At 37.4% G+C, this 25,756-nt stretch carries 22 protein-coding genes and 1 riboswitch; of the genes, 6 read left to right on the top strand and 16 right to left on the bottom strand.

The features are described 5' to 3' along the window. Positions 1 to 16: 16 nt before the first annotated feature. Positions 17 to 850 (bottom strand): PRD domain-containing protein, encoded by an 834-nt coding sequence (locus tag E8M05_RS05265; RefSeq protein ID WP_003064658.1) that lies wholly within the window; start codon positions 848 to 850, stop codon positions 17 to 19. Between the two features lie 650 nt (positions 851 to 1,500). Here E8M05_RS05265 and E8M05_RS05260 point away from each other — a divergent pair. Continuing rightward, positions 1,501 to 2,109, top strand: a complete 609-nt coding sequence (locus tag E8M05_RS05260) for a TVP38/TMEM64 family protein (RefSeq protein WP_003064655.1) — start codon at positions 1,501 to 1,503, stop codon at positions 2,107 to 2,109. Between the two features lie 234 nt (positions 2,110 to 2,343). Beyond that, positions 2,344 to 3,798: an alpha-amylase gene (locus tag E8M05_RS05255; RefSeq protein ID WP_041974019.1), complete on the top strand. Its 1,455-nt coding sequence runs from the start codon at positions 2,344 to 2,346 to the stop codon at positions 3,796 to 3,798. A gap of 138 nt (positions 3,799 to 3,936) precedes the next feature. On the opposite strand, the gene E8M05_RS05250 is transcribed toward E8M05_RS05255, so the two are convergent. The 9 genes from E8M05_RS05250 to E8M05_RS05210 form a co-directional block, all read right to left on the bottom strand. Beyond that, entirely contained in the window at positions 3,937 to 5,673 is a 1,737-nt protein-coding gene (locus E8M05_RS05250; protein WP_003064652.1) for an ABC transporter ATP-binding protein, read from the bottom strand. Position 5,674: 1 nt separating this feature from the next. Continuing rightward, positions 5,675 to 7,399: an ABC transporter ATP-binding protein gene (locus E8M05_RS05245; protein WP_041974015.1), complete on the bottom strand. Its 1,725-nt coding sequence runs from the start codon at positions 7,397 to 7,399 to the stop codon at positions 5,675 to 5,677. A 39-nt stretch (positions 7,400 to 7,438) separates the two neighbouring features. Beyond that, the gene (locus E8M05_RS05240) at positions 7,439 to 8,041 is read right to left on the bottom strand and encodes a lysozyme family protein (RefSeq protein ID WP_003064649.1); all 603 of its coding nucleotides are present in this window, start codon (positions 8,039 to 8,041) and stop codon (positions 7,439 to 7,441) included. Beyond that, a complete protein-coding gene (locus E8M05_RS05235; protein ID WP_003064647.1) occupies positions 8,041 to 9,018 on the bottom strand; it encodes a nucleoid-associated protein in 978 nt (325 codons plus the stop codon). The genes E8M05_RS05240 and E8M05_RS05235 overlap by 1 nt, the downstream gene beginning before the upstream one ends. Positions 9,019 to 9,062: 44 nt before the next feature. Continuing rightward, positions 9,063 to 10,313 carry a serine hydroxymethyltransferase gene (glyA, locus tag E8M05_RS05230; RefSeq protein ID WP_058692872.1) on the bottom strand — a complete coding sequence of 417 codons (1,251 nt, stop codon included), beginning with the start codon at positions 10,311 to 10,313 and terminating at the stop codon, positions 9,063 to 9,065. A gap of 103 nt (positions 10,314 to 10,416) precedes the next feature. Continuing rightward, the gene (locus E8M05_RS05225) at positions 10,417 to 11,016 is read right to left on the bottom strand and encodes an L-threonylcarbamoyladenylate synthase (RefSeq protein ID WP_058692871.1); all 600 of its coding nucleotides are present in this window, start codon (positions 11,014 to 11,016) and stop codon (positions 10,417 to 10,419) included. Further along, complete coding sequence (gene prmC, locus E8M05_RS05220) at positions 11,009 to 11,839, bottom strand: peptide chain release factor N(5)-glutamine methyltransferase (RefSeq protein ID WP_058692870.1); 831 nt, start codon at positions 11,837 to 11,839, stop codon at positions 11,009 to 11,011. The genes E8M05_RS05225 and prmC overlap by 8 nt, the downstream gene beginning before the upstream one ends. Next, complete coding sequence (gene prfA / locus E8M05_RS05215) at positions 11,839 to 12,918, bottom strand: peptide chain release factor 1 (RefSeq protein WP_013851786.1); 1,080 nt, start codon at positions 12,916 to 12,918, stop codon at positions 11,839 to 11,841. The genes prmC and prfA overlap by 1 nt, the downstream gene beginning before the upstream one ends. A 38-nt stretch (positions 12,919 to 12,956) precedes the next feature. Beyond that, positions 12,957 to 13,538: a thymidine kinase gene (locus tag E8M05_RS05210; protein WP_058692892.1), complete on the bottom strand. Its 582-nt coding sequence runs from the start codon at positions 13,536 to 13,538 to the stop codon at positions 12,957 to 12,959. A 568-nt stretch (positions 13,539 to 14,106) separates the two neighbouring features. On the opposite strand from E8M05_RS05210, the gene E8M05_RS05205 reads away from it, so the two are divergent. After that, positions 14,107 to 14,292 carry a 4-oxalocrotonate tautomerase gene (locus tag E8M05_RS05205; protein ID WP_002885057.1) on the top strand — a complete coding sequence of 62 codons (186 nt, stop codon included), beginning with the start codon at positions 14,107 to 14,109 and terminating at the stop codon, positions 14,290 to 14,292. 132 nt (positions 14,293 to 14,424) lie between these two features. Then, positions 14,425 to 15,363, top strand: a complete 939-nt coding sequence (locus E8M05_RS05200) for an FAD:protein FMN transferase (protein WP_041974011.1) — start codon at positions 14,425 to 14,427, stop codon at positions 15,361 to 15,363. A 49-nt stretch (positions 15,364 to 15,412) separates the two neighbouring features. Here E8M05_RS05200 and E8M05_RS05195 read toward each other — a convergent pair whose 3' ends face one another. The 3 genes from E8M05_RS05195 to guaC all read right to left on the bottom strand — a co-directional run bounded on the left by E8M05_RS05195 (position 15,413) and on the right by guaC (position 19,569). Beyond that, a complete protein-coding gene (locus E8M05_RS05195; protein ID WP_003064633.1) occupies positions 15,413 to 16,702 on the bottom strand; it encodes a nucleobase:cation symporter-2 family protein in 1,290 nt (429 codons plus the stop codon). After that, positions 16,695 to 17,276: a xanthine phosphoribosyltransferase gene (locus E8M05_RS05190; protein ID WP_003064631.1), complete on the bottom strand. Its 582-nt coding sequence runs from the start codon at positions 17,274 to 17,276 to the stop codon at positions 16,695 to 16,697. The genes E8M05_RS05195 and E8M05_RS05190 overlap by 8 nt, the downstream gene beginning before the upstream one ends. Positions 17,277 to 17,450: 174 nt before the next feature. After that, positions 17,451 to 17,546: riboswitch (purine riboswitch) on the bottom strand. 1,039 nt (positions 17,547 to 18,585) lie between these two features. Further along, positions 18,586 to 19,569 (bottom strand): GMP reductase, encoded by a 984-nt coding sequence (gene guaC / locus E8M05_RS05175; protein ID WP_003064628.1) that lies wholly within the window; start codon positions 19,567 to 19,569, stop codon positions 18,586 to 18,588. A gap of 386 nt (positions 19,570 to 19,955) precedes the next feature. Here guaC and E8M05_RS05170 point away from each other — a divergent pair, with 386 nt between their 5' ends. Continuing rightward, positions 19,956 to 21,485, top strand: a complete 1,530-nt coding sequence (locus E8M05_RS05170) for an ABC transporter permease (RefSeq protein WP_003064625.1) — start codon at positions 19,956 to 19,958, stop codon at positions 21,483 to 21,485. Between the two features lie 13 nt (positions 21,486 to 21,498). Next, positions 21,499 to 22,155: an ABC transporter ATP-binding protein gene (locus E8M05_RS05165; protein WP_003064623.1), complete on the top strand. Its 657-nt coding sequence runs from the start codon at positions 21,499 to 21,501 to the stop codon at positions 22,153 to 22,155. Between the two features lie 55 nt (positions 22,156 to 22,210). Here E8M05_RS05165 and E8M05_RS05160 read toward each other — a convergent pair whose 3' ends face one another. The 3 genes from E8M05_RS05160 to E8M05_RS05150 form a co-directional block, all read right to left on the bottom strand. Then, complete coding sequence (locus tag E8M05_RS05160; protein WP_003064622.1) at positions 22,211 to 23,629, bottom strand: glycoside hydrolase family 1 protein; 1,419 nt, start codon at positions 23,627 to 23,629, stop codon at positions 22,211 to 22,213. A gap of 112 nt (positions 23,630 to 23,741) precedes the next feature. Then, positions 23,742 to 25,085, bottom strand: a complete 1,344-nt coding sequence (locus E8M05_RS05155; RefSeq protein WP_136596418.1) for an MFS transporter — start codon at positions 25,083 to 25,085, stop codon at positions 23,742 to 23,744. Between the two features lie 5 nt (positions 25,086 to 25,090). Continuing rightward, a complete protein-coding gene (locus E8M05_RS05150) occupies positions 25,091 to 25,543 on the bottom strand; it encodes a MarR family winged helix-turn-helix transcriptional regulator (RefSeq protein ID WP_003064620.1) in 453 nt (150 codons plus the stop codon). Positions 25,544 to 25,756 lie beyond the last annotated feature (213 nt).

Here is a 25,756-nt window from a genome sequence, read left to right as displayed (position 1 = left end):
TTCTCCTTAATCATTATTATAATAATCGCTGTATATGTAAAACTAAAAACACTTTCTCACACTTATAACTGTCTACCTCCATCTCTCGGGTGACAATATCGTAAATATCACTACCAATTCGATAGGCTAAAGGGTAAGTTAATCGTACTTGCTTCTCTATCTCCAACCATGATTTGTTTTCGTTTTCACTTCGATTTAAAGAATCTAAAAAATAATTCAAATGAATCATAAAACGATCATAAAAACTACTGTTTTCACTTGTTCGTTTGATATTGTTCTTTTCCAGAACACCATCAACTAAATGTAAAATATTTTTCTTTACTTCTAAATTTTTCTCTTTTTGTAATATCATCACTCCTTCAGCATTCATAAAGTGATAAGCAATCCTGCTAACTTCTTCGTCAGGAAGCGACTCGAGTAAGTTCTTACGATAAATATCAAGTGCTTCTTGCCCTATTTGATAGGGAATAGGATATTTGGAAGAAACATCTGGAAGACTACTAGACTTATATTTTCCAGCTACAAGGGCTTGATAGGAGCAATAAATATGATCTGTCAATGTCACATAAATATATTCCTGTACCGGATAGTGATATTTCTTAGACAGACAATCTACAACATCATAGGTAACCGTGATGAAGTCTAATGGTATATTTTTTAATAAAGAAATAAAGTTCTCTTTTGATTCCTCTGTTCGAAGATGAAAAATCTTTTCAATCTTTTCTTCATTGACGGTATCACCTTTATTCTTGTTAAATCCAATACCACTTCCAATCAAAACAACTTCTTCTCCATTCACATCTTGTGCTAAAGTAACATTGTTATTCATAGAAGATATTATTTGGTACATAATCCCTCCTGATTAGCTAAGCAAAAAGGCGTAATCATAATATAAATTAAGGAATACAAGTCTAATGATTGTCTCTCCAAATTCATTTATGATCACGCCTAATCCCGCTTAGTAACGCTTGCTTTATTTAATTATGCGTTTATTATAGCACACCCTTTTTTATTTGTAAACCCTTTCTTGTTTATTTTTTTGTTTTTTTGTTTAAAAATCAACAATAAAATCTTAAAGTACAATTAGTCATATGAAAATAATCATAAGTGTTTTGTTAAATAACCCTTCCTAACTAACAAAATTAAAGAAAAAATTTTGATCAATACATTAAACAGAAATACTCTCCTAAAATGATAATAAGACACCAAGGGGCAGTTATTCCATTTTAACCATCTATTTACTGGATTCAGCAAGAATGGGACTTACCAAAGAAGATATCCCTTGTCCTTGCAGAGGGAAGGATAAAAAAAGCAAGCGGCTGGAAAACCACTTGCTTAGGAGTTATATGAAAAGTTTTTAGGATAGTTATATTATATGACTTTCTAGGATAGGAAACATCCGTCTTGAGACCTATTTTAAAAAAGTGATAAATGAATCTTAAAAAGTTGACTGATGTTAGCAAAAAGTTTTACAATAAATATCATTAAGTAAGATTGGAGATGAGATTTCTGTTTAACAATTACAAACTTGTGCAACGTTTGATTCACATCATTTCAGCTATTGTTTTTATCGCTTCTTGTCTCTTTGTGATTTGGCTTTATCAGCATGGCTATCTAACCAATCAGGCTAAATTACAAACGCTTGTGGGGCAAGATAAATTTTTAGGAGCACTTTTCTTCATTCTTCTACAAATGATGCAGGTTGTTGTGCCAATTGTCCCTATTAGTTTGACCATGGTTTTAGCTGTTATGACTTTTCACCCAGTTATTGGTATTTTAACGAGTTGCATTGGTATTATTCTTGGTTCGACTATTTTATTTTTACTGACACGTTGGTATGGAAAACGATTTTGCCTGCTTTTCGTCAAAGAAGCTACTTTCAATAAATATGAAAAACTCGTTGCCACCCATAGATCATTTACTATCTTTTTTATTTTATGTATGATATCACCCTTTGCACCTGCTGATTTACTTGTGATGTTAGCCGCGCTTAGCAACATGTCCTTTAAAACTTTTTCAAAAATCATTATCCTTTGTAAACCAATTTCCATTATCGGACACGTGTTAATTCTCACTTATGGTGGTGAATGGGCGCTACATTTTCTTTAAAACTTGAAAAATTTGAGATTTGTTTCTCAGATTTTTTAGTTTCTCTCAAAGTCTAATTGAATCAAGAATTCTTCATCATTCCTAAACTCCTCTTCACATCATTTTAGAAAATATTATACCAGAATTCTTTGCTTGTTTTGATAGGAAGAGATATTTTTTATTACGCAAACGCTTGCGTTATTTTATCTTTTTGGTAAAATGAAAGAAAAAAGTCTTTCTCCTAGGAGCCTTATTATGACAAATGAAACTCTGATGCAATATTTTGAATGGTATTTACCAAATGACGGGAAACACTGGCAACGATTAGCAGCTGATGCTCCCGAACTAGCTCAAAAAGGCATTTCTAAAATCTGGTTACCTCCTGCTTTTAAGGCTACACACGCTGGCGATGTTGGCTATGGTGTTTATGACCTTTTCGACCTCGGAGAATTTGACCAAAAAGGAACGATTCGAACCAAATATGGAACTAAAGCCGATTATCTCGCTGCCATTGCTAGCTTAAAAGAAAATGGTATTGAGCCCTTAGCGGATGTGATTTTGAATCACAAGGCAGCAGCTGACCACACCGAAATCTTTACTGTTGTCGAAGTGGTGCCAGAGGACCGCACAGAGGTTCTTAGTGAGCCTTTTGAAATCGAAGGTTGGACAAATTTTACCTTTGCAGGTCGGCATAAAACCTATAATGATTTTGAGTGGCATTGGTATCATTTTACAGGAACAGATTATAATGTCAAAACTGGAAAAACTGGAATTTTTCAAATTCAAGGCGACAATAAAGGTTGGGCAAATCAAGGTTTAGTTGACGGTGAAAATGGGAATTATGACTATCTGATGTATGCTGATTTGGATTTCAAACACCCTCAAGTCATTAAAAACATTTACGATTGGGCAGACTGGTTTGTTCAAACAACTGGTATCGCTGGTTTTCGATTAGACGCTATCAAACACATTGATTCTTTCTTCATGGGCAATTTTATCCGTGATATGAAATTAAAATACGGCGACGATTTCTACGTCTTTGGTGAATTTTGGAATGGTGATGAACAGTCTAACAACGATTACTTGGAAAATACCGATTATCGTTTTGATTTGGTAGATGTCCGCCTTCATCAAAATCTCTTTGAAGCTAGCCAAGAAATGGAAGATTATGATTTGCGGACAATTTTTGACCAAACCTTGGTCAAGAATCACCCAGATTCTGCTGTTACTTTTGTCGATAACCATGACACACAACGTGGGCAGGCTTTGGAATCAACCATTGCAGAATGGTTTAAGCCTGCTGCTTACGCTTTGATTCTACTTCGTCAGACTGGATTGCCTTGTATTTTCTATGGTGATTACTACGGCATTTCTGACGAATTTGCGCAAGAAAATTTCCAAAACGAGATTGACCAATTGTTGCAACTTCGTCAAACAGCTGTCTATGGACAGGAAGAGGATTACTTTGATGACCCAAATTGCATTGCGTGGACTTGTCTTGGGGATGATGAACACCCCACAGCACTAGCTATACTCATCAGTAATGCTAACGCTACTTCAAAACGCTTATTTGTTGGCGAGAAATGGGCTAACCACATTTTTACAGACGCCTTAGAAAATAATCAGACCGAGGTCACGATTGATGCGCAAGGCTATGGCGTTTTTCCTGTTAATGAAAAATCTGTCAGCGCATGGGGACCAAATCACTAATGAATACAAAGAAACTCCCTTAGAATAGCGATTTCTAAGGGAGTTTCTTTTCTAATTTAAACTGAGAATCGAAAAATTCTTACATCTGTTTACATAATTATATTTACGTAAACAACGATGACAACTTTCACATCTTTTCTACCCTGCTTGGGCTGTTTGCATTTGGTAATAAACGCCTTGTTTTGCCATTAAATCGTCATGCGTACCATGTTCAACAATGTCACCATCTACCATGACTAAAATAAAATCAGCTGATTGAATTGTTGACAAGCGGTGTGCAATGATAAAACTTGTCCTTCCTTGCATTAATTTTTCAAAAGCTTCTTGAATCAACACTTCTGTCCGAGTATCGATAGATGAAGTTGCTTCATCGAGAATTAGGATTTTTGGTAGTTTGACAAAAATTCGAGCAATCGTTAACAGCTGACGTTGTCCTTGCGACAATGACGCTCCTGCATCAGCCAGATAAGTATCGTAACCATTTGGCAACTGACGAATAAAGAAATCAGCATTGGCTGCTTTTGCGGCAGCAATGACTTCTTCGCGTGTAGCATCAGGATTTCCATATGCAATATTATCGTGAATCGTTCCAACTTTCAGCCACGTTTCTTGCAATACCATACCGATTTGTTGGCGCAATTCTGATACAGAATAATCTGCCATAGAAACGCCATCCAAATAAATAGCTCCGCTATTGACTTCATAAAAACGCATTAAAAGATTGATTAAAGTTGATTTTCCTGCCCCCGTTGGTCCAACGATAGCCACTTTTGAAGCCGCTGGGATTGATAAATTAAGGTGGTTAATCAAGGTATTTTGGCTAGTATAACCAAACGACACATCTTTGAATTCAATTTGTCCTTGGATACTATCCGCGTTAAGCTGAGCTTTTACTGGAAGAGGCTCATTTTCTTCGTCTAAAATAGCGTAGAGACGTTCTGCACAGGCAATGGCGCTCTGCAATTCTGACAAAACGGATGAAATGTCATTAAATGGCTTGGTGTATTGATTGACATAATTCAAGAAAGTTGTCAATTGCCCAACTGTAAAAGCGCCTGACATAATCCGAAGTGCCCCTACTCCTGCCAAGAGAGCATAAATCAAGCTATTAATGAAACGCGTTGACGGATTAACCGCTGAAGAATAGAAAATAGCTCCTTGTGAGTAATCAGCATAAGTATCATTAATCGTCGTGAAAGTGTCAATAGCCATATCTTGCGCATTGAAGGTGTGGAGTAAACTTTCTTGACGAATCATTTCTTCAATATACTGCGTTTGTTGCCCGCGTGATTTTGTTTGATTTTGATAAAGATGATAACTCTTTTGAGCAATAAAACGTGCTAAGAAAAGTGATAATGGTGTCAAAATTAGCACCAAACCAAGCATTAACAAATCAATATCAGCCATTGTCACAATGGTAATGATAATCGTTAGAATACCAATGAAAAATTGATTGAACACCATTAACAGACCATTGCTCAATTGTTCGGCATCAGTTGTCACACGACTAACCAAATCACCTGAACTTTTCTTGTCAAGATAAGAAATCGGCATCTGGTTTAATTTTTCCATGACTTTTTGACGCAATGTGTAAATGTAACCAAACGTTAGACGGTTATAAATCAATGGATTCACCCATTGCACCAAGGTATTCAAAGCGACAACAACAATCATTTTCGCTACAATTGGCACAATTAAACTAATTGATTTCGGAGATAAGACAACGTCCACCGCATTCCCAATCAAAATAGGCAAATAAACGGTCAGAGCGACTTGCGCAATCGTTCCAAGTGTGGCACCAAGAACAAGTCCTTTTTGTGATAAAAGATCTTGGAACAAACGGCGGCTAGTATGATTTTGATTTTTTGCCTTCATCTTACGCCTCCTTTTCTTCTTGGTGTTGTGAGTAATGAATAGCGCGGTAAACATCATTTTGCTTGAGTAACTCATCATGGCTGGCAAAACCAAGTTGATGTCCTCTATCTAGCAGCAAAATCTTATCAGCTGCTTTCAAGCTATTAGTGCGTTGTGAAATCAAAACAAGAGTCACTTCTTTTAATTCCTCATGAATGGCTGATAGCAACTTCGCTTCTGTTAAATAATCAAGCGCTGATGTCGAATCATCCAAGATTAAGAACGGCGCTTTTCTAACAAGCGCACGCGCAATTGTCAAACGTTGACGTTGTCCGCCAGAGAAATTACGACCAAATGCCTCAACCTTGGCATCCAATTGTCCCTCTTTTTCTGACACAAAATCGCTAGCTTGAGCAATATCCAAAGCTCTCCAGAGCTCATTATCACTCACCTCATCACGAATTCCCAAAATCAAATTTGAACGAATTGTTCCTTGAAATAACTCTGCCTTTTGTGGCACCACATTGACCCAAGAACGCCATTCCCCAAGTGTTTTAGGAGAGTGCTGATTTTGAAAAATAGCTAAGCTTCCCTCTTGCGGTGTGTAGAGATGAGTGAGAAGTTCGACTAAAGTTGATTTCCCAGAGCCTGTTCCACCAATCACACCTAAAAAGTCACCAGCGTTCACACTAAAATCAATATGTGACAGCGACGGCTCGGCAGCGGTTGGATAGGTGAACGTCATGTCTTTGACCGCCAAAGCAAATGCTGACTCACTTTGTATCAGCTCAGTTGCCAAATTTTCAGAATCCTTTTCAAATACTTCTGTGATACGTTTAGCGCTGATAAAAGATTGGTTCAATGATGTGACAAGCATGGTCATCTTGAGCAATTCCGTCAAAATTTGCAAGAGGTAATTCACCAAAGCAATCAACATTCCTTGTGACAAAAGCCCACGACCGATTTCAAGATTTCCTTGCCAAATCACCAAAATCAATGTGCCATTAACCACCAGATAAGTCAACGGCGTTACGAGACTTGATAGGTGACCAGCTTTAATTTGCAAGTCAGTATAATCTTGGTTGGCTGCCGCAAATTCTTGTTCTTCTGCTACAACCTGACCAAAGGCACGAATCACACGCACACCTTCTAATTGCTGGCGTGTCATATTGACAATTCTATCGGTAGCCTGACGAATCTTTGCGTAAATCGGATTGAGCAAGTGCGACATGGTAAAGACAATCGCAAACAAAATCACCACCATTAACAAGAAGTCAATCGTCATTTTAGGACTAATGGTAAATGCCATGATAATCGCACCAAAAACAATAATCGGTGCTCGTAAAAACAGACGTAAAAATTGGTTGATACCTGTTTGAATTTGGTAAGTATCGCTTGTCAAACGCGTTACTAAACTAGATGTTGTCAGCTGGTCACGATCCTCTTTACTCAAGCCCATGATTTTTTTAAATAAATCCTTTGTCAACTGACGTGTGTAGCCAACGGCAGCCTTGGAAGAAAAATATTGTGCTGTAATAGCTACAAACATCCCAACAATTGCCAGTAAAAATAACAGCCCTACCATCATATAAAGGTGATTTTTATCATGATGAGGGATAATGGTATCAACAATTCTAGCAATAATAATCGGAACTAAAAGCTCGAAAGATGCTTCAAACAATTTGAAAAGGGGACCTAAGATTGTCTCCTTGAGGTACCCTTTAAAATAATGACTTAATGCTTTCATTCTTCTCTTTTCTAATAGAGCATTAGCTCTCATGTCATTTTAAAATAAACTCATCAATTCAATCAAATACAGATTAAAGTGAACTTCACGAGAATAATAAATATTCCCACCATTTTTATACAATTTTCCACCTGAGATAAGGGCAAGGGGATGGTAATAAAAATAAGTTTCTCCCGTTGTATTTCCAAGACTTGGAGCGACAACATTACGAGAATAAGCTGTTGCCAAAGCAATCGTATTTTCGCCACCATTTTTTGCCACGTAATCAATATAAGCAGTTCCGAAATTGTAAGCTTGCACGGCCGTCCAGACATCTACTCCTGCTTCATCTGCCAAGGTAAGATTTTCTGAAAGTACCGTCACGCCTTGACGAATACTGGTCTGGCTATCCGTAATGGAATTAGCAACACCGTCTGAACTTTCGCTTGATTGCATAACATCACCGTCATCTCCCTTGGTCTCCGTGTAAATCATCGCCAAGACCAAATCAACATTGGCGGTGGTATCGTTGTCGTCTAAAATCTCCTTGACCATATCTTTATACTGTAAAACATTTTGTACGTTTTTGTGAACCACATACGTTTGGTAACCACAAAAAATGACAAAGCCCAGTATGATTAGACGCCCTAAGAACTTAAACATTATTTATTTTGAATATCCTCTATATTTTTAATCAAGATAGAATAGGTTCCATTTGGATTTTGGATAAATTCTACCGATTCAGCGTCGTCATAGACATTATTAGGTACAATCAGTTGAATACCATTGGATAGGGATAACTTCTGATTTTCCAATTTTTTCGTCTGACGTGAATGGTCAATATCTGCTACTTGAATTGGTTCTGGAATACTTTCTTTTAACTCATCAACAAAAGTTAAACGAGCAGTCAAATTACTATCAAAAAGTTGGTCTGCCAATTTTTCTGGTGATAATTCTTGCTCTTCTTCCAGATTTTTATGGATAGCAGCTTTCATTTTGGATTGGAAAGCAAAATCATCTTGTTGGAAACTTTCAGCAATTTTCTGCGCTGTTTGTTCAACCATTCTTATCGATTTTTTCACCGATTGCTCTGGTTGGACTTGCAAGAGATTTTCTGAAAAATAATTAGCAAAGCTACCATTATGCTTGACACGCTTCTCAATCAAATAATAATGATGATTAGAGCAATTAATCACCAAAGCTTCATCTGGTGTTTGCGCAGCTGACGGCAGATTATTTTGTGTCACCTTAATCGGACTTTCACTATCACTAGAAATATGGGTGAAATTTTCCTTCAAAGCAATACGAAGAAAGGCAAAATGTTCAACACCGTCTTTGTCAAATTGGATAAAAACCAAATCATTTGTTTTTTGATTTTCCGAGATGACAAATTCTTCTTTCCAAAGTTGGGCAATCTTAACAGATGACTCCATCAAATCATCACTTAAATAGCTAAGAAAGACATTATCTTCTGCAAACATTCCACGTTTAGCTTCATCTGAGAAAACTTTGCTTAGTTTTTTACGAAAATACTCATCAATACGTGGCGTGATTGTCAACAATTGGTCTGACAAGATCAGCTCAGTATCGTTGGGTGTAAATTGATGAATAACAATGCGTTTAATATATAAATCAATCATGATTAGTTTTGTGGTTGAATACCCAAATAATATTCAACTGTTCGTTAATAAAGCGGGAAGGCATCTGTCAATGCTTTAACCTCGCGACGAACCTCCTCTAAAATAGTTTCGTTTTGATAATTTTCAAGTGCCTTAACAATCAATTCAGCAATAGCACGCGATTCTTTTTCACCCATGCCACGGCTCGTAATCGCTGGTGAACCGATACGAATACCTGATGTTTTAAACGGTGATAAAGTTTCAAATGGAATTGAATTTTTATTGAGCGTGATGTTAACAGACTCAAGGACATTTTGCGCCACTTTCCCATTTTCAACGACTTTTGTCACGTCAACAAGAAAGACATGATTGTCTGTGCCGCCTGAAATCACACGGAAATTTGGGTGTTGATTAAAGACATCAGCCATAGCGGCAGCATTTTTAATCACATTTTCGCCATATTCTTTGAAAGCAGGGTCCAACGCTTCTTTGAGCGCGACAGCTTTACCTGCAATGACATGCATCAATGGTCCACCTTGCAATCCAGGGAAAACAGCAGAATTGATTTTTTTAGCGAGAGCTTCGTCATTTGTTAAAATCAATCCACCACGAGGACCGCGAAGCGTCTTATGTGTCGTTGTGGTTGTAATATGCGCATAAGGAACTGGGCTTGGATGATGACCTGATGCCACAAGACCTGCAATGTGCGCCATATCCACCATAAGATAAGCACCGACACTATCTGCTATGGCACGAAAACGTTGAAAATCAATAATACGTGAGTAAGCTGATGCTCCCGCTACAATCAATTTTGGTTTCACTTCTTCTGCTAGCTCGGCTAATTTATCATAATCAATGCGTTCTGTCACAGGATCAACCGTGTAAGAAATAAAGTGGTATGTTTTCCCTGAAAAACTAACAGGAGCACCGTGTGTCAAATGTCCACCAGCAGCCAAATCCATTCCAAGGACTGTATCGCCAGGTTGAATCAAAGCCATATAAGCTGCGGCATTAGCTTGACTTCCTGAATGAGGTTGGACATTCGCAAATTTAGCTCCGAATAATTCTTTTGCACGGTCAATCGCTAAATTTTCAACGATATCCACACAATCTGTTCCGCCATAATAACGTTTGCCAGGGTATCCTTCAGCGTATTTATTGGTTAACAATGTGCCTTGAGCTGCCATGACAGCTTTTGAAACAACATTTTCAGAGGCAATGAGTTCTATGTTATTTTGTTGACGAACTTCTTCAGCATGCACTGCTTCCCAGAGTTCTTTGTCAAATGTTTCGTAGTTTTCCTTGTCAAAAATCATATCCTTATCTCCTTTTTGATAAGATCATGTCACATTCCTTAAAAGTTTGGCAGCTCCAAGATGATGTAAAAGCTGCATCAGTATGAGAAGAATTTTCCAAAAATCACTCTTTCGTAAATGTTAAATCAGGCACAACTGTTAATAAGTCGTTTTTGGTAATCGCACCTTGACGTAAAATACGAGCAGTTTTTCCAGATAAATCCAAAATTGTCGAGTCAACCCCTGTTAAGGCAGCATCGTCAGCAAAACCAGTCACAGTACCACCGAACTGTTTTTGAATTTCCTTGAAAACTTTCCCACTTTCTTGTCCAGAAATGTTAGCTGACGGACCAATTAAGGGGCCAGCTTTCTTAATCAATTTCAAGGTTTGTGGGTGATTGGGAATTCTAAAACCAATTGTTGATAAGCCAGAATTGATCCAAGCTGGCACGCGGTCATTAGCTTGTAAAATAATGGTTAACGGACCAGGTAAAAAAGCATCATAAAGCTTTTTGAGATAACTTGGTTGCTGTTTTGAAAAAGCTAAAATTGTCTCAAAATCAGCTACGTTGAGATTCATCGCCTTGTCTTTAGGACGACGTTTGAGTTGGTAAACATGCTCAACGGCATTCTCATTCATCGCTTGAGCAAAAAGCCCATAAACGGTTTCTGTCGGTAAAATCACCGCTCCACCATTTTGCAAAATTGTTTCTAAATCAGTCATTATCCATCACGACCATTCTATCTTTACCGAACATATCTTTAATGACACGAACGCGTTTAGCAGGAAAATGCTTGCTCAACAAAGCACGCAAACCTTCTCCTTGTTTATAACCAATTTCAAAATAAAGTTTTCCGTTTTCGGTCAAATGCTCACTAGCATTCTCAATAATCTGACGATAAATGGCAAAGCCGTTTTCATCTGCAAAAAGTGCTAAATGCGGTTCTGAAGCGAGCACATTAATGCCAACTTCATCTTCATCGTCATAAGCAATATAGGGCGGATTTGAAATAATCATATCAAATCTTTCTGTAATTTGGCTAAAAACATCAGATTGAATCAAGGTCAGCTCTACTTGATTTTTGAGGGCATTCTCTTTCGCTAATTGTAGGGCGTCTGCTGAAATGTCAGAGGCGGTTACTTGCCAATTTGGTCGCGCAGCCTTGAGCGAAATGGCAATCGCACCGCTTCCTGTACCAATATCTAAAACTCGCAAGTCAGCTCTGCTATTTTCCTTTAAAACCAAATCAACCAGCTCCTCAGTTTCAGGTCGTGGAATCAAAACACGCTCGTCAACTGAAAGCTCTAAATCGCGAAAATAGGCTTTCCCTGTGATGTACTGAGGTGATCGATGTGCTGTCAACTGAACCATGATTTGCTCGAGTAACATTTGGTCTTTTTCAGTGATAGCTTGGTTCTGATGTAAGATGAAGTCGAGCAAGGTCCAACCTTTTAATTCACGGAAAACGTAAGTGAGATTTTCTGGGTCCTCGCCGATTGCTTGTAATTGTTTTTCTAGTTGGCTGATTGTTTCAGCGTAATTCATTATTGATTTAACTCTTCTAATTTCTTAGTTTGGTCAAAAAGAATAAGAGCATCGATAACTTCGTCTAGTTTTCCTGACAAAATCGTATCTAATTTTTGCAATGTTAAACCAATGCGGTGGTCTGTGACACGGTTTTGTGGGAAATTATAAGTACGGATACGTTCTGAACGGTCACCTGTACCGATTGTTGATTTACGTTCAGCATCTTGTTCATTTTGAGCAATTTGGGCAAAGTGGTCAGCAACACGCGCACGAATAATTTTCATGGCTTTGTCACGGTTTTTCTGTTGCGTACGTTCTTCTTGCATTTCGACTTTAATACCAGTTGGAATGTGAACCATACGAACAGCTGTCGCAACTTTGTTGACGTTTTGTCCACCAGCACCTGAGGCGTGGTAAATATCCACACGCAAGTCTTTTGGATCGATTTCGTATTCGACTTCTTCAACCTCTGGCATGACAAGGACGGTTGCTGTCGAGGTATGAACACGACCTTGACTTTCTGTGACAGGGACACGTTGAACACGGTGAGCACCTGATTCGTATTTCAACTTAGAGTAAACAGATTGACCAGATACCATGACAACAACCTCTTTGATACCACCAACACCGTTGTAAGAAGCTTCCATGACATCGAATTTCCATCCTTGGTTTTCAGCATATTTTTGATACATTTGAAGAAGGTCGCTAGCAAAGAGCGCAGCTTCGTCACCACCAGCAGCACCACGGATTTCCAAGATGATGTTTTTGTCATCGTTTGGATCTTTTGGTAAAAGAAGAATTTTAAGTTTTTCTTCGTATTCTTCTTTAGATGCTTTTGAGTCTTTGAGTTCCTCTTTCGCCATTTCTTCAAGTTCAGGATCGCCACCAGCGTCTTTAATCATTTCTTCAGCATCTTCGATGTTTTGAAGAATTTGTTTGTATTCGCGGTAAACAGTTACGGTTTCACGTGTGCTCGCTTCTTCCTTAGACAAAGCCATAAATCGTTTGGTATCACTAACGACATCAGGGTCAGATAGCAATTCGCCTAATTCTTCGTAACGGTCCTCAACCGCTTGTAGCTGATCATAAATATTCATTTGTTTTCGATTAACCTCTCTTTTGCAAATTCATTTTCTTATTTTTCTTTGGAAATCATTGGGTTAAAATAATGTTTACGGCAAACGGGGATATAGGTTTCGTTTCCGCCGATTTGAATTTGATTTCCTTCGTAAATAGGCTTGCCATTTTCAGTTCGCAAAACCATGGTTGCTTTTTTAGAACAAAATTGACAAATGGTTTTAATTTCATCAATTTTATCTGCTAATAACAGTAGATATTTGGAGCCTTCGAACAATTCATTTTGAAAATCATTTTTTAACCCAAAAGCCATCACAGGGACGTCCAAATCATCAACAACACGCGCCAAATCATAGACATGCTTTTTCGTTAAAAATTGACATTCATCAATTAAAACACAGTACGGTTTTTCTGGTAATTCTTGAATAAAAGCAAAAATATCCATTTCTTCCGTAATAGCAATCGCCTTGCGACGCATGCCAATACGACTTGAAACAACACCATAACCTTCACGCGTATCAAGTGCCGAAGTCATAATAACAACTGGTTTGCCTTGTTCTTCATAGTTATGAGCAACTTTCAAAATCTCAATGGTCTTTCCAGAATTCATGGTTCCATATTTATAATAGAGTTGAGCCAAAAGTGACAATCCTACCTTCTACTAATATTCTTCTATTCTACCATAAAATTGCCTAGGGTTAAATAAGTGAAGCTAGCATTTAGCATAATAGACCTTACAAACCCTTAAATAGACGAAGTAAATCGCTATAATGGACGAAAAAACTTGTTTACAGCAAAAAAGCTAAAAAGTATTGTTTTCTAGCTCATCATTCATTACTATTAATAAAATACACAAAAGTTGATTTTTTAGGTTCAAAGTGGCAGAAATGATATTGACTAAATACCATACATAGTTATTATTGAACTAACTAGCGAGGGTTAAGATTATTATGAAAGTTGTTTTTCGAAAACCAAGTTTAAAAAAGAGTTTGAAGGCTCGGACAACGGTGAAATGGAAAAGGAAAACCAAAAAAAGCAGCCTATAATAAATTTTACCATAAAATCACATTTGCTCTTTCTGATATTCTGAAACTCTTTAAATAATATTTACCTTTGAAAATGCTTCTTCTCTTTCCTGAAAGTTACTGAATTTATTCGCCAAATATGCTACAATGTTTGTGTTAGATAAATTATAAAAGGAGATTCTTATGCCATTCGTAAAAATCGATTTATTCGAAGGTCGTACTGAAGAACAAAAAATTGAGCTTGCTCGCGAAGTAACTGAGGTTGTTTCACGTGTTGCTAAAGCTCCAAAAGAAGCTATCCACGTTTTCATCAATGATATGCCAGAAGGAACTTACTACCCACATGGCGAAATGAAAAAGAAAAACTAACTTTGTTAATTTTAAAACACTTACTGCTTTCCTAGTCATGTCGATTAGGAAAGTTTTTTTGTACTTTTGAGCTTGATTTTCGTGATAGAAAGCGTTATCCTAATTTCATAAACTGATTTTGGAGGTGACATTTTGCAACTTACTCATAGCGTAAAGATGATGGGAACGATTATTGATATTGTCGTTGATTCTGACACTCCCCAACAGCACATCAAGGAAACCTGTCATCTTCTAACCGTTTATAAGAATCGCTTTAGCGCCAATGATAATGATTCTGAGCTAATGATTATTAATCATAATGCTGGTATCGCTCCTGTCACTGTTCATCCAGATTTGTTTGAGCTTATCGAACTTGGTAAGACGCATAGTCTTTTACAACCTAGCAATCTTGATATTGCTATTGGTCCTTTGGTGCAAAGCTGGCGCATTGGTTTCGAAGATACCAAGGTTCCTGACAAGGAAAACATTCAGAAAGCTATTGCACTCGCAAACCCAGAACACATCATTTTAAATGCAGCTGAAAAAAGTGTATTTCTTAATCACAAGGGCATGAAAATTGACCTTGGTGCGTTAGCCAAGGGTTACATTGCAGATAAAATCATGGATTATTTGAAAACTGAAAATGTTAGTTCTGCCATGATTAACCTTGGTGGCAATGTCCTTGTTTATGGCGATAATCCCAAGCGTGAAAATGGTGTTTGGCATATTGGTATCCAACATCCCCAAAAACAACGTGGCAACAATCTTGGTATTTTAACAATCAAAAATAAATCCGTCGTGACTTCAGGTATTTACGAACGACACCTACAAGTTGGTGATAAGGATTATCATCATATTTTTGACCGACATACAGGTTATCCTATCGAAACTGATATGGCGAGTTTAACAATTGTTTCAGACCTATCTGTTGATTGTGAAATATGGACGACACGTCTATTTGGTCTGCCAATTAAGCAAGCTTTTGAGACCATTCAAAGCACCCCAAATATCGAAGGAATTATCATTACCAAAGATAATCGTTTTGCAATCACCAGCGGTCTTAAACAAGATTTTCAATTACTCTATTCATAAGATACAAAAAAACATTTCCAAGGGAATTCCTTAGAAATGCTTTTTTAGTTTATTTTGTTTCTTCTGTTTTTGTTTTACCGTTTAAAATCAAGTTAAGAACAACAGCAAACAAAGTTGCGATAACAATACCATTTGTCAAAAACATTTGAAGTGTGCTTGGTAGACTATTAAAAAGATTTGTTCCGTCAAAACCAACACCACAAGCAATTGACACCGCTGCAATGATAAAGTTGTGTTCGTTATGTTGGAAGTCAACTTGATTGAGCATTTGCATCCCTTGAAGAGCCACCATACCAAAAAGAACAATCATAGCACCACCAAGAACTGGGCTAGGAATCATTTGCGCCATAGCACCGAATTTGGGAAGAAGTCCAAGAATAATAAGGAACAAGGCTGTGTAGTAGATTGAACGGCGTGTTTTAATACCAGAAATACGAACCAAACCAACGTTTTGTGAAAATCCCGTATATGGGAATGTATTGAAAATACCACCGAGTAAAACAGCTGCACCTTCTGCACGGTAACCATTGCGGAGGCGTTTACTGTCAAGTTTTTCGCCAGTCAAATCAGACAAGGCAAGATAAACACCAGTTGATTCAACCATTGAAACGGTCGCAATGATACACATCATCACAATCGATGTGATTTCAAATTTTGGTGCACCGAAGTAGAATGGTTGTGGAATGTGAACAAGCGGTGCTTCAGTAACAACTGACGTGTCAACCAAGCCCATGAAAGCTGCAATAATTGTCCCACCAATCAAGCCAATCAAAATCGCAATAGATTTGATAAAGCCTTTTGCAAAAACATTAACCGCAAGCACGATAGCAATTGTTATCAAGGCTAAAATCATTGATTGAGCCGTTGGAGAATCAGCATTGTTTCCCATATTTCCAATTGCAACAGGAATCAATGTTAAACCAATTGTTGTGATAACTGAACCTGTCACAACCGGTGGAAAGAAATCGGCAATTTTTGAAAAAATACCAGAAATCAAAATAACGTAAATTCCTGACACAATCAAAGCACCAAACATGTACCCTGAACCTTGTTTAGCGCCAATGATTGAAAGCGGAGCAACTGATTGGAAAGCACATCCAAGAACAACTGGAAGCCCAATACCAAAGTGTTTGCGCAATTGAAGTTGTAAGAATGTTGCAACCCCACACATGAAAATGTCTGTTGAGATAAGATAAGTCAACTGTTCAGCTGAATAATTAAGTGCGCCAGCAATCATGATTGGCACTAAAATTGACCCAGCATACATAGCAAGCAAGTGTTGTAAACCAAGAATCGCTGCTTGTGAATGTTTTTGTTCGTTCATTTCCATTTTACGCATCTGCCTCCATAAAGACAACTTGTCCATCTTTAAATTCTTTGATACGTGCTAATGATGTTACAGGAACACCAGTTTCTTCCAATAATTGGCGACCGGTTTGGAAGGATTTTTCAATGACAATCCCAATACCAGCAACTTTCGCTCCTGCTTGACCAATGATTTCCAAAAGTCCTTTAGCAGCTTGTCCGTTTGCTAAGAAATCATCAACGATGAGAACAGTATCATCTTCTGACAAGAATTTACTTGCGATTGATACAGTGCTAGTCACACGTTTTGTAAATGAATAAACTTCTGCAGTTAAAATACCTTCAGTCATCGTGATATTTTTCGCTTTTTTAGCAAAAATCATCGGAACGTTCATCGCTTGCGCTGCGTAGAGAGCTGGGGCAATACCTGATGCTTCGATAGTAACAACCTTAGTAATACCAGCATCTTTGTAGGCATCAGCAAAGACTTTGCCGATTTCCTGCATTAATTCATAGTCAACTTGGTGAGTTAGGAAACTATCTACTTTTAAGATGTCCTCACCTAAAACATTCCCATCATTTAAGATGCGATTTTCCAATAATTTCATGGATTCTCCTTCTGAAAATTTTTAAAAGCGAATTGGCTAAAAATAATAACTTATGATGAAACGTGACTAAGCATAAGGGCACATATAAAAGCAAACAAGAGGTGTTTACACATATGGTAAACACCTCTTGTTACTCGGTCATATTTTCACAACTATATGCAAAAACATCTCAACTATCATTGAGCAAAGACTTATTGTTAGACATTACGGTGCCTTGTAGAAACGCTACGCCCATTCGTAGCATAAATAAGTTTTATTAAATTTTAACCATCACTAACTAATGACACGTCTATTGTATCATTTTCAACGGTTATATGGCAAGATGACATTAGTCCTATATTAAAAGAAGTAATTTTCTGAAAATACAGTCATTAACATGTTATTAAGTGAAAAAAACGTTAACACTATAAGAAGCTAATAATCCTAAAGGTGATTGAATGAGCGCTGTTACCATCAAGACACTATAAACTGTTAGGATATTTAACATTATACGATAAGGATGAAGGTAAGGTAGTATTGGGACATTAATCTCACTCAAGAAATAATAAAGCAGTCGATAAGACAAAGTCCACAATATGCTCAGCACAATAAATATCACCAAAGGTTGAGCGTGATCAGGCTAAGCACCAATCCATAAAGTCACAAATAGAATGAATAACTAAATCAATAACCACAAACCGTTAACCCAAAAGACTCTACTGTCAATCATTTCAATTGATTTAAATAAATTATGATGATTATGCTGCCCAATTTTCAAACGATGACCTCACAATTTTAAGTCTTTATGCGACAGACAGTCCACATATTGAACCAGACAAATTATTAAGAATTTTGAAAAAAACAAGTTGACAATCTTCCATTGACTGATATTGAATTAGCTCTAGCAAAACAATCACAAGCATTGTTATGTGTCACCTTTGCATAATTTCAATCTGACCTCACGAATGAAAGAGTGACAATATGTAATTGCTTGCAAAGCATTCAAATACACTGATAATGGCTCTGTTGGGATAATGACCGATGATTGCCAAGTGCTTTGGCTTCTTGCAGCGGTTCGATGCTATTTACACTAACCAAGACCACTATACAACTCTGAACATTGCTCCTAACTACATTCGTGGCATTTGCCAAGAAATTATGATTTTGACGCTTTCCACCTTGTCAGAGCCCAACAAGGAACTGCTGTTCGTTCTAAGGAAAAGGTGCTAGCCGAGGCAGATGTCGACTTAAACAAAGTATTTTCAGAGTTTTATCATTAAAATGCAAAGAAAGCCTCTCCAAAAGAGCGGCTTTTATATCTATTTCAAACTTAAATCGAATCACCATTCCAAATGGAATTTTTAACGATGACGTAATCAACACGTGTTAAGCTGTGCAAATCACGTCCACCTGCATAAGAAATAGCACTTTGAAGATCCTCTTGCATTTCAACAAGGGTATCTTTCAAATGTCCTTTGACTGGCAATAAGATTTTCTTTCCTTCGACATTTTTATGTTCACCTTTTTGGTATTCAGAAGCTGAACCGTAATATTCTTTATACTGCTCACCATCTACTTCAACCAATTTTCCTGGGCTTTCCAAATGCCCTGCAAATAATGAACCAATCATAACCATTGTTGCACCAAAGCGAATCGATTTGGCAATATCACCGTGCGTACGAATTCCCCCATCAGCAATAATCGGCTTACGAGCAGCTTTTGCACACCAACGAAGCGCAGCTAATTGCCACCCACCTGTTCCAAAACCAGTTTTTACTTTAGTAATACAAACTTTCCCTGGACCAATACCAACTTTCGTGGCATCAGCGCCAGCATTTTCTAACTCACGAACAGCCTCTGGCGTTCCAACATTACCAGCAATGACAAAGGTTTTAGGTAATTCTTTTTTGATGTGTTGAATCATATTAATCACACTATCAGAATGTCCATGGGCAATGTCAATTGTGATAAATTCAGGCGCATCATCTTTTAAACTTGTGACGAAATCGTACTCATAGTCTTTAACACCTACTGAAATAGACGCAATTAACCCTTGCTCGTGCATACGCTCAACAAATGGTTTACGAGCCTCTTCATCAAAACGGTGCATAATGTAAAAATAACCATTCTTAGCCAAATCTTCTGCAATGTTTTCATCAATAATGGTCTGCATATTGGCAGGAATAACAGGCAATTTAAAAGTATAATCGCCAAGTGTCACCTGCGTGTCAGCTTCCGAACGACTACTGATGATACATTTATTGGGAATCAGTTGGATATCTTCGTAATCAAAGACAGGCATTTCGTTATACATATCAGTTTCTCCATAGCTTCTGCTACCGTAATTCCAACCTATCAAAACTGGCTTAATTAAAAAGAAAGTTACTTTTTGATAGTAGAGTTTGCCTAGTAGCTAGAAACTCTTTCATTAAAAAATGACCTTCCTATAACTCTCCTACGCTTGAAAATAGCAGAGCATCGCTAGGTAAAAACTTACCTTTCCGTTATTATTCTATAACACCGTTCGTTTTATGTCAATTATTTTATTTCATATTTTTAAAACGTTCGCTTTTGTCGTATGTTTTTTATGTTTAAAACGTGACAAAACGATTTAAGCTTTGTTTCAGTTTTCTTTCAGTTGAAATTAAGACGGGTTGTCTATACTCGTTTTTGTATCAAAATTTCAAAGGAGAGTTTTATATGAACTTTATTAAGCGAGCTTGGCTTGCGACAAAAGCAAAGAAAGGACGTACGGCACTACTAATTTTAGTAACTAGTGCTATTTTAATTTTCGTTTTAGCTGGATTGACCATTAAAAATGCTGCCGATTCAGCTGTCGAATCAGCAAAAAGTGAAGCTGGCGCAACAGTCACCTTATCTGTTAATCGGGAAGCGATGATGAAAGCTTTCAATCCTGACAGCGACAGCAGTTCTGATGATTCTAGTGACGATAGTTCAGCAACTACTTCTGTTGACCTTGCGACAGCCGAGTCTATCGCTGAAAAAGACGGCGTAGCCTCCTATCTCTTTACCACAACAACGACAGCAACAGCTGGTGATGACATTTCTGCTATTTCGACATCATCTTCATCTTCCTCAGATGATTCATCTGATAGCAATCAACCTTCTAGTCGTGGCGATATGGAAATGACATCTGGTGACTTTACCATTACAGGTGTCAACAGCACTGATTACGTGAGTGACTTTACATCTGGCACAAGTGAAATCACTGACGGTGTTGGTATCACGTCTGATACTGCGGATAATTCTGCAGTGATTTCTTCAGATTTAGCTGACGCTAATGACCTTAGTGTCGGAGATACCTTTACCGTAACAACAACCGTAGATGATACTGAAACAAGTTATACATTGACTGTCGTTGGTATCTATGAGAATTCATCAACAGCTACTACAGCTCAAATGATGTCTAATGCTTCAAATCCTCAAAACAATATCTACACCAATCTAACAACAGCAGATACAATGAAAGGTGAAACAGACACACTTGATTCAGCTGTTTATACTCTCTCAAATCCAGAAGATATGGACAACTTTGTTGACGAAGTAGAATCTGAAATCGATACTGATTCTTACTCTGTCACTTCAAGTGATGAAATCTACGAACAAATGCTTTCACCACTTAACAATATTTCATCAATCGCTCAAAACATCGTTATCTTAGTAGCGATCGCTGGCGCTGTTATATTGACACTTATTGTTATCCTTAGCATTCGTGAACGTCGTTATGAAATCGGTGTTCTGATGAGCCTCGGTGAAAATCGCATTAAGATTATCGGTCAATTCTTTATGGAACTCTTCATGGTAACGGTGGTATCACTTATTATTGCTTCATTTGCTGGTAATTTTGTGGGAAATGTGCTCGGTAATCAGCTCTTGTCATCATCAACTTCTACCGAACAAACGACCCAAAATTCAGGACTAAATGGCGGTGGTCCTGGTCAAGATACTAATTCTTCTGACAGCAACAATAGTGATTCTGGTCAAAAATCTGGTGCCCCTGGTGACGGCGGAGGTCGTGGCGACATGGGTAATATGGTATCAATGGCAACCTCTTCAACTCAAGCAATCGACGACCTTGATATCAAATTAACAGGAACTGATGTCGCAAAACTTGGTGGAATCGCACTTCTGATTTCATTTGTTTCAACAATTCTTGCAAGTATTGGCATTATCCGCATGAAACCTAAGGATATCTTATCATCTAACTAGAAAGGACTAAGAAATGACTTTACGAACACATAATATCGGTTATTGGTACACCAACAATCCTGACGATTATCTTTTTAAAGACATTAATCTAACCTTTGAAAAAGGGAAAATTTACTCTATTCTTGGTCAGTCAGGAAGCGGAAAAACAACTTTCCTTTCTCTACTAGCTGGCTTAGATAGTCCCAAAGCTGGAGAAATTTATTTGGAAGATAATGATATCAATAAATCTGGTTTGACCAATTACCGTAAAAACTCTGTTTCAACGATTTTCCAAGCTTATAATTTAATGACCTACATGACTGCTCGTCAAAATGTTCAAACGGCGCTAGAAATCTCTAACAAACCCGTGGACAATGCCAAAATCGAAGAACTTTTTGAACTCGTTGGTATTCCCAAAGAAATGATTGACAAGCCAGTTCTTCAACTCTCTGGTGGGCAACAACAGCGTGTTGCTATCGTTCGTGCTTTAGCAACGGAACATGATTTAATTATCGCTGACGAACCGACAGGAAACTTGGACGAAGAAACAACACAAGACATTGTCAATATCTTCAAAGATATTGCACATAAGCAAAATAAAACCGTTATTATCGTCACTCACGAAACAGCTGTCGCTCAAGAAACAGACGTCACGTTTGAACTCAAGAAAAAACAATTTACAAAGGTTTAAAAATAAAAGAATGCACTCAACTTCATTGCTGAGTGCATTTTCATTATAAAATTTATCAATCTGATAAATCTTGTCCATTTGTAGCGATAACTTTCTTGTACCAGAAGAATGAATCTTTGCGGTAGCGTTTGAGACTGCCCACTTCTTCATCTGTACGGTCAACGTAGATAAAGCCATAACGTTTACGGATACCTTCGTGTGTTGAGATGAGGTCGATTGCTGACCATGGATTGTAACCAAGCATATCAACACCATCAGAAATAGCCAATTGAATTTGTGCAATGTGTTGGCGAAGATATTCGATACGGTAGTTGTCATGAATTTTGCCGTCTTCTGTCAAAGTATCGTATGCTCCAAGACCATTTTCAGTAACTAAAAGCGGCAAACGATAGCGGCTGTACATTTCACGGACGGTTGCACGGAAACCAATAGGGTCAATTTCCCAACCAAATTCTGTTTTCACAAGATTTGGATTGTCAACGCTCTTCGCAAAGCCTGGGAAAGTTTGATTTGATTGTTGGTCACCATTAGCTCCTGCGACTTCACTACCGTCAGAAGCTTCAACAGTCGCTGTATTGTAATAGTTAAAGCCAATAAAATCAGGTTTAGCTGCTTTCATGATAGCACGGTCCTCATCAGTAACCGTTGGCAAAGCATCATTTTCTTCCAAATATGCCCAAGCTAGGTTATTGTATTCACCGAAAACATAAGCATCTAAATAAAGCCAATTACGAAGCGCATTGAAGTTTTGAGCAGCAATAACATCTTCTGGTTTTGATGACGCTGGGTAAACCAAAGAAATATTTGGTGCTGGACCAATTTTAGCATCGGGAAGCATTTCATGGCAAAGTTGCATTGCTTTAGCTTGCGCAACCAATTGGTGATGATTTTGTTGGTAAATCTCTTTAGTGAGATTAGTTGTTCCTTCTGGCACATGAAGCGTACCGATAACTGGACCAACCAATGTTAGCATGTTTTGTTCATTGATTGTTAGCCAATATTTAACACGGTCACCGAAGTTTTCAAACAAGACACGCGCATATTCAGCGAACCAATCAACAGAATCATGTGTTGACCAAGAACCGCGTTCATCAAGCGCTGCTGGCATATCAAAGTGGAACATTGTGACGATTGGTTCAATGTCATATTTCAAACATTCATCAATCAAATTATTGTAGAATTCAATCCCTTTTGGATTAACCTCGCCTGTTCCATTCGGCAAAACACGTGTCCAAGAAATAGAGAAGCGATATGATTTGAAGCCCATTTCTGCCATTAGGGCAATATCTTCTTTGTAATGATGATAGTGGTCAACTGAAACTGACAAATCAGCTGTGCCTGCAGGAATTTCTTTCACGTCTTGGCATGACGGACCTTTGCCGTCCTCTAAAGCAGCTCCTTCAACTTGATAAGCTGACGTTGAAGCTCCCCACAAAAAGTGCTCTGGAAATGGGTTTAAATTTTTGTGTAACATAAAAATCTCCTCACTAATGGTTTTTCAACAATATTATATCGTTAAAATCAAACAAAAACTAATGATATAAAACGCATTCCTTGTACTATACCATTGTATAAAAAATTTTATATTATATTCTATTTTGATATTTCAAACTAAGAGTTAAAATCAATGATATGAAAACCACACCAATCAGAAAGAAAATTGCATTACGACTACCGGTAACCGCACCATTAGCTACAGAAGACATTTCGCCTAAGGTAAAAATTTGTGAAACAACTGTTGTCGAAATTGCACCGGAAAATTGTTGAAATGTATTGAGGATGCTATTTCCATCGACAAATTCTTCATCGCTTAATTTAGACAAAGTTGTTGAAATGATATTACTTGCTGCAATACCAACTCCCATCATAATCAAAATATCCAAAAATAACAGTTGGATAACCGAAGCCTTGATAAACATTATTACCATCATTAGAAGGCCCAAGAATGTTATCAAAACTCCTGTAATAATAGGTTTAAAAGCACCGATTCTATCCATAATAAATCCAGAAATTGGGGATAAAATAGCAACTAGTATAGCGCCAGGAAACATGAACAATCCCGCTTGAGTAGAAGTTTGCCCTAAAACTATTTGAAGATGATTGGGCAGAATAAAAGACAATCCTAGGGAAACCATTTGAAATCCTAATACACCGTACATCAAAAAAACGAAAGTTTTATTCTTAAAAACATGCAAATTAAGTAGGAGCCCTTTTTGATTAGATACATAAAATAGAATGAATGCTATCATACATAGAATAAGCAAAAATATTGATAATTGCTCAATTGCAAGTAGTAAAGAACCTAAACCAACTCCTAGAAAAACAAAAGCCAGAATATTGAATTGACCATTTTGTGTAACCTTTATATGTGGAATTGAACCGATACCAACCAATGTGGAGATCAAAAGAATTGGTATTAAAAATAGAAATATGGACTTCCAACCAAATGCAGTTAACATTATTCCTCCGTAAGTTGGACCAATCGCTGGTGCAAAAGAGGTAGTCATCGTTGCAATTCCAGTAATAAAGCCACGACGTTCAATAGGAACATGGTGTAAAATAATATGAAATAGCAAAGGTAATGCTACACCTGTCCCAATTCCTTGTAAAATACGCCCAAGTAAGAGCATCCACAAATTCGAAGCAAGGGCATCAAATATCAAGCCTGTTATAAAGAAAAGATTTGCGCTAAGAAAAATCTGATGCTCTGAAAAGTGACGAATCAAGTATGCTGACAACGGAACAATAATAGCTACCGCCAACAGATTTCCAGTAGTTACCCATTGGATAACTGTTGCATTAACACCAAACTCTCTCATTAATACTGGAAAAGTTACATTCATTGAAGTTTCCACAAGTACTCCAGCAAATCCCAGTATTGCTGTGGTTATAATTGCTGGCAAAACATTCCATTTACGTTTATTCTTCATAGATATCAATCGTTTTTACTCTTATTAACCCTTTCTATATTTTCCAAAATACGTTCTAATTGTTTTTCGAATAACTCAATTTCTTGTGGCTCGAACCCTTGATAAAAATTTTTACCAACCTCTTGGCTAACTTCATAGCCAAGAGCAACTTGTTCACGACCAAAATCCGTTAAAGAAAACAATTTTTTTCGTCCATCTGTTGGGTGCGCGACACTCCTAATCAAAGACATAGTTTCGAGCTTTTTTAGCATACTCGTTAAAGTGTTGTTAGCAAGTCCAGAATACTTGGAAATCTCACTAGCTGTTAAATCATCACCGAAATCACGTAATGTAGTCAAAATTTTCCCTTGCTCTCCAGAGTAAACAGCTTCTGTCTTACTCAGCAGCTTATTGAAATACCTTCCATTCAATAACGTAATATGTGTCATCAAATATGAGCCTCTAGCAAATTTATCCATTTATTCTTATATTTATATTAGCGGGTAGCTCCCGTCAGTATAAACCCTTTCTTTCATTATTTTTTAGATTTGTTTTATACTTAGTTCAGCGCTATAGATTAGTATCATTTTTCAATCGCTTAGATTTTTTATTTCTATATAGAACTTTAGTTGGATTTTACTATATAGAAATAAAATGTCAAGTATTTTTTCTTATACATAGTAAAAAGGATT

Source organism: Streptococcus pasteurianus, from assembly GCF_004843545.1.
Classification (GTDB): domain Bacteria; phylum Bacillota; class Bacilli; order Lactobacillales; family Streptococcaceae; genus Streptococcus; species Streptococcus pasteurianus.
The sequence above is the reverse complement of the archived record's forward strand: the minus strand, read 5'-3'. Positions and strand labels throughout refer to the sequence as shown.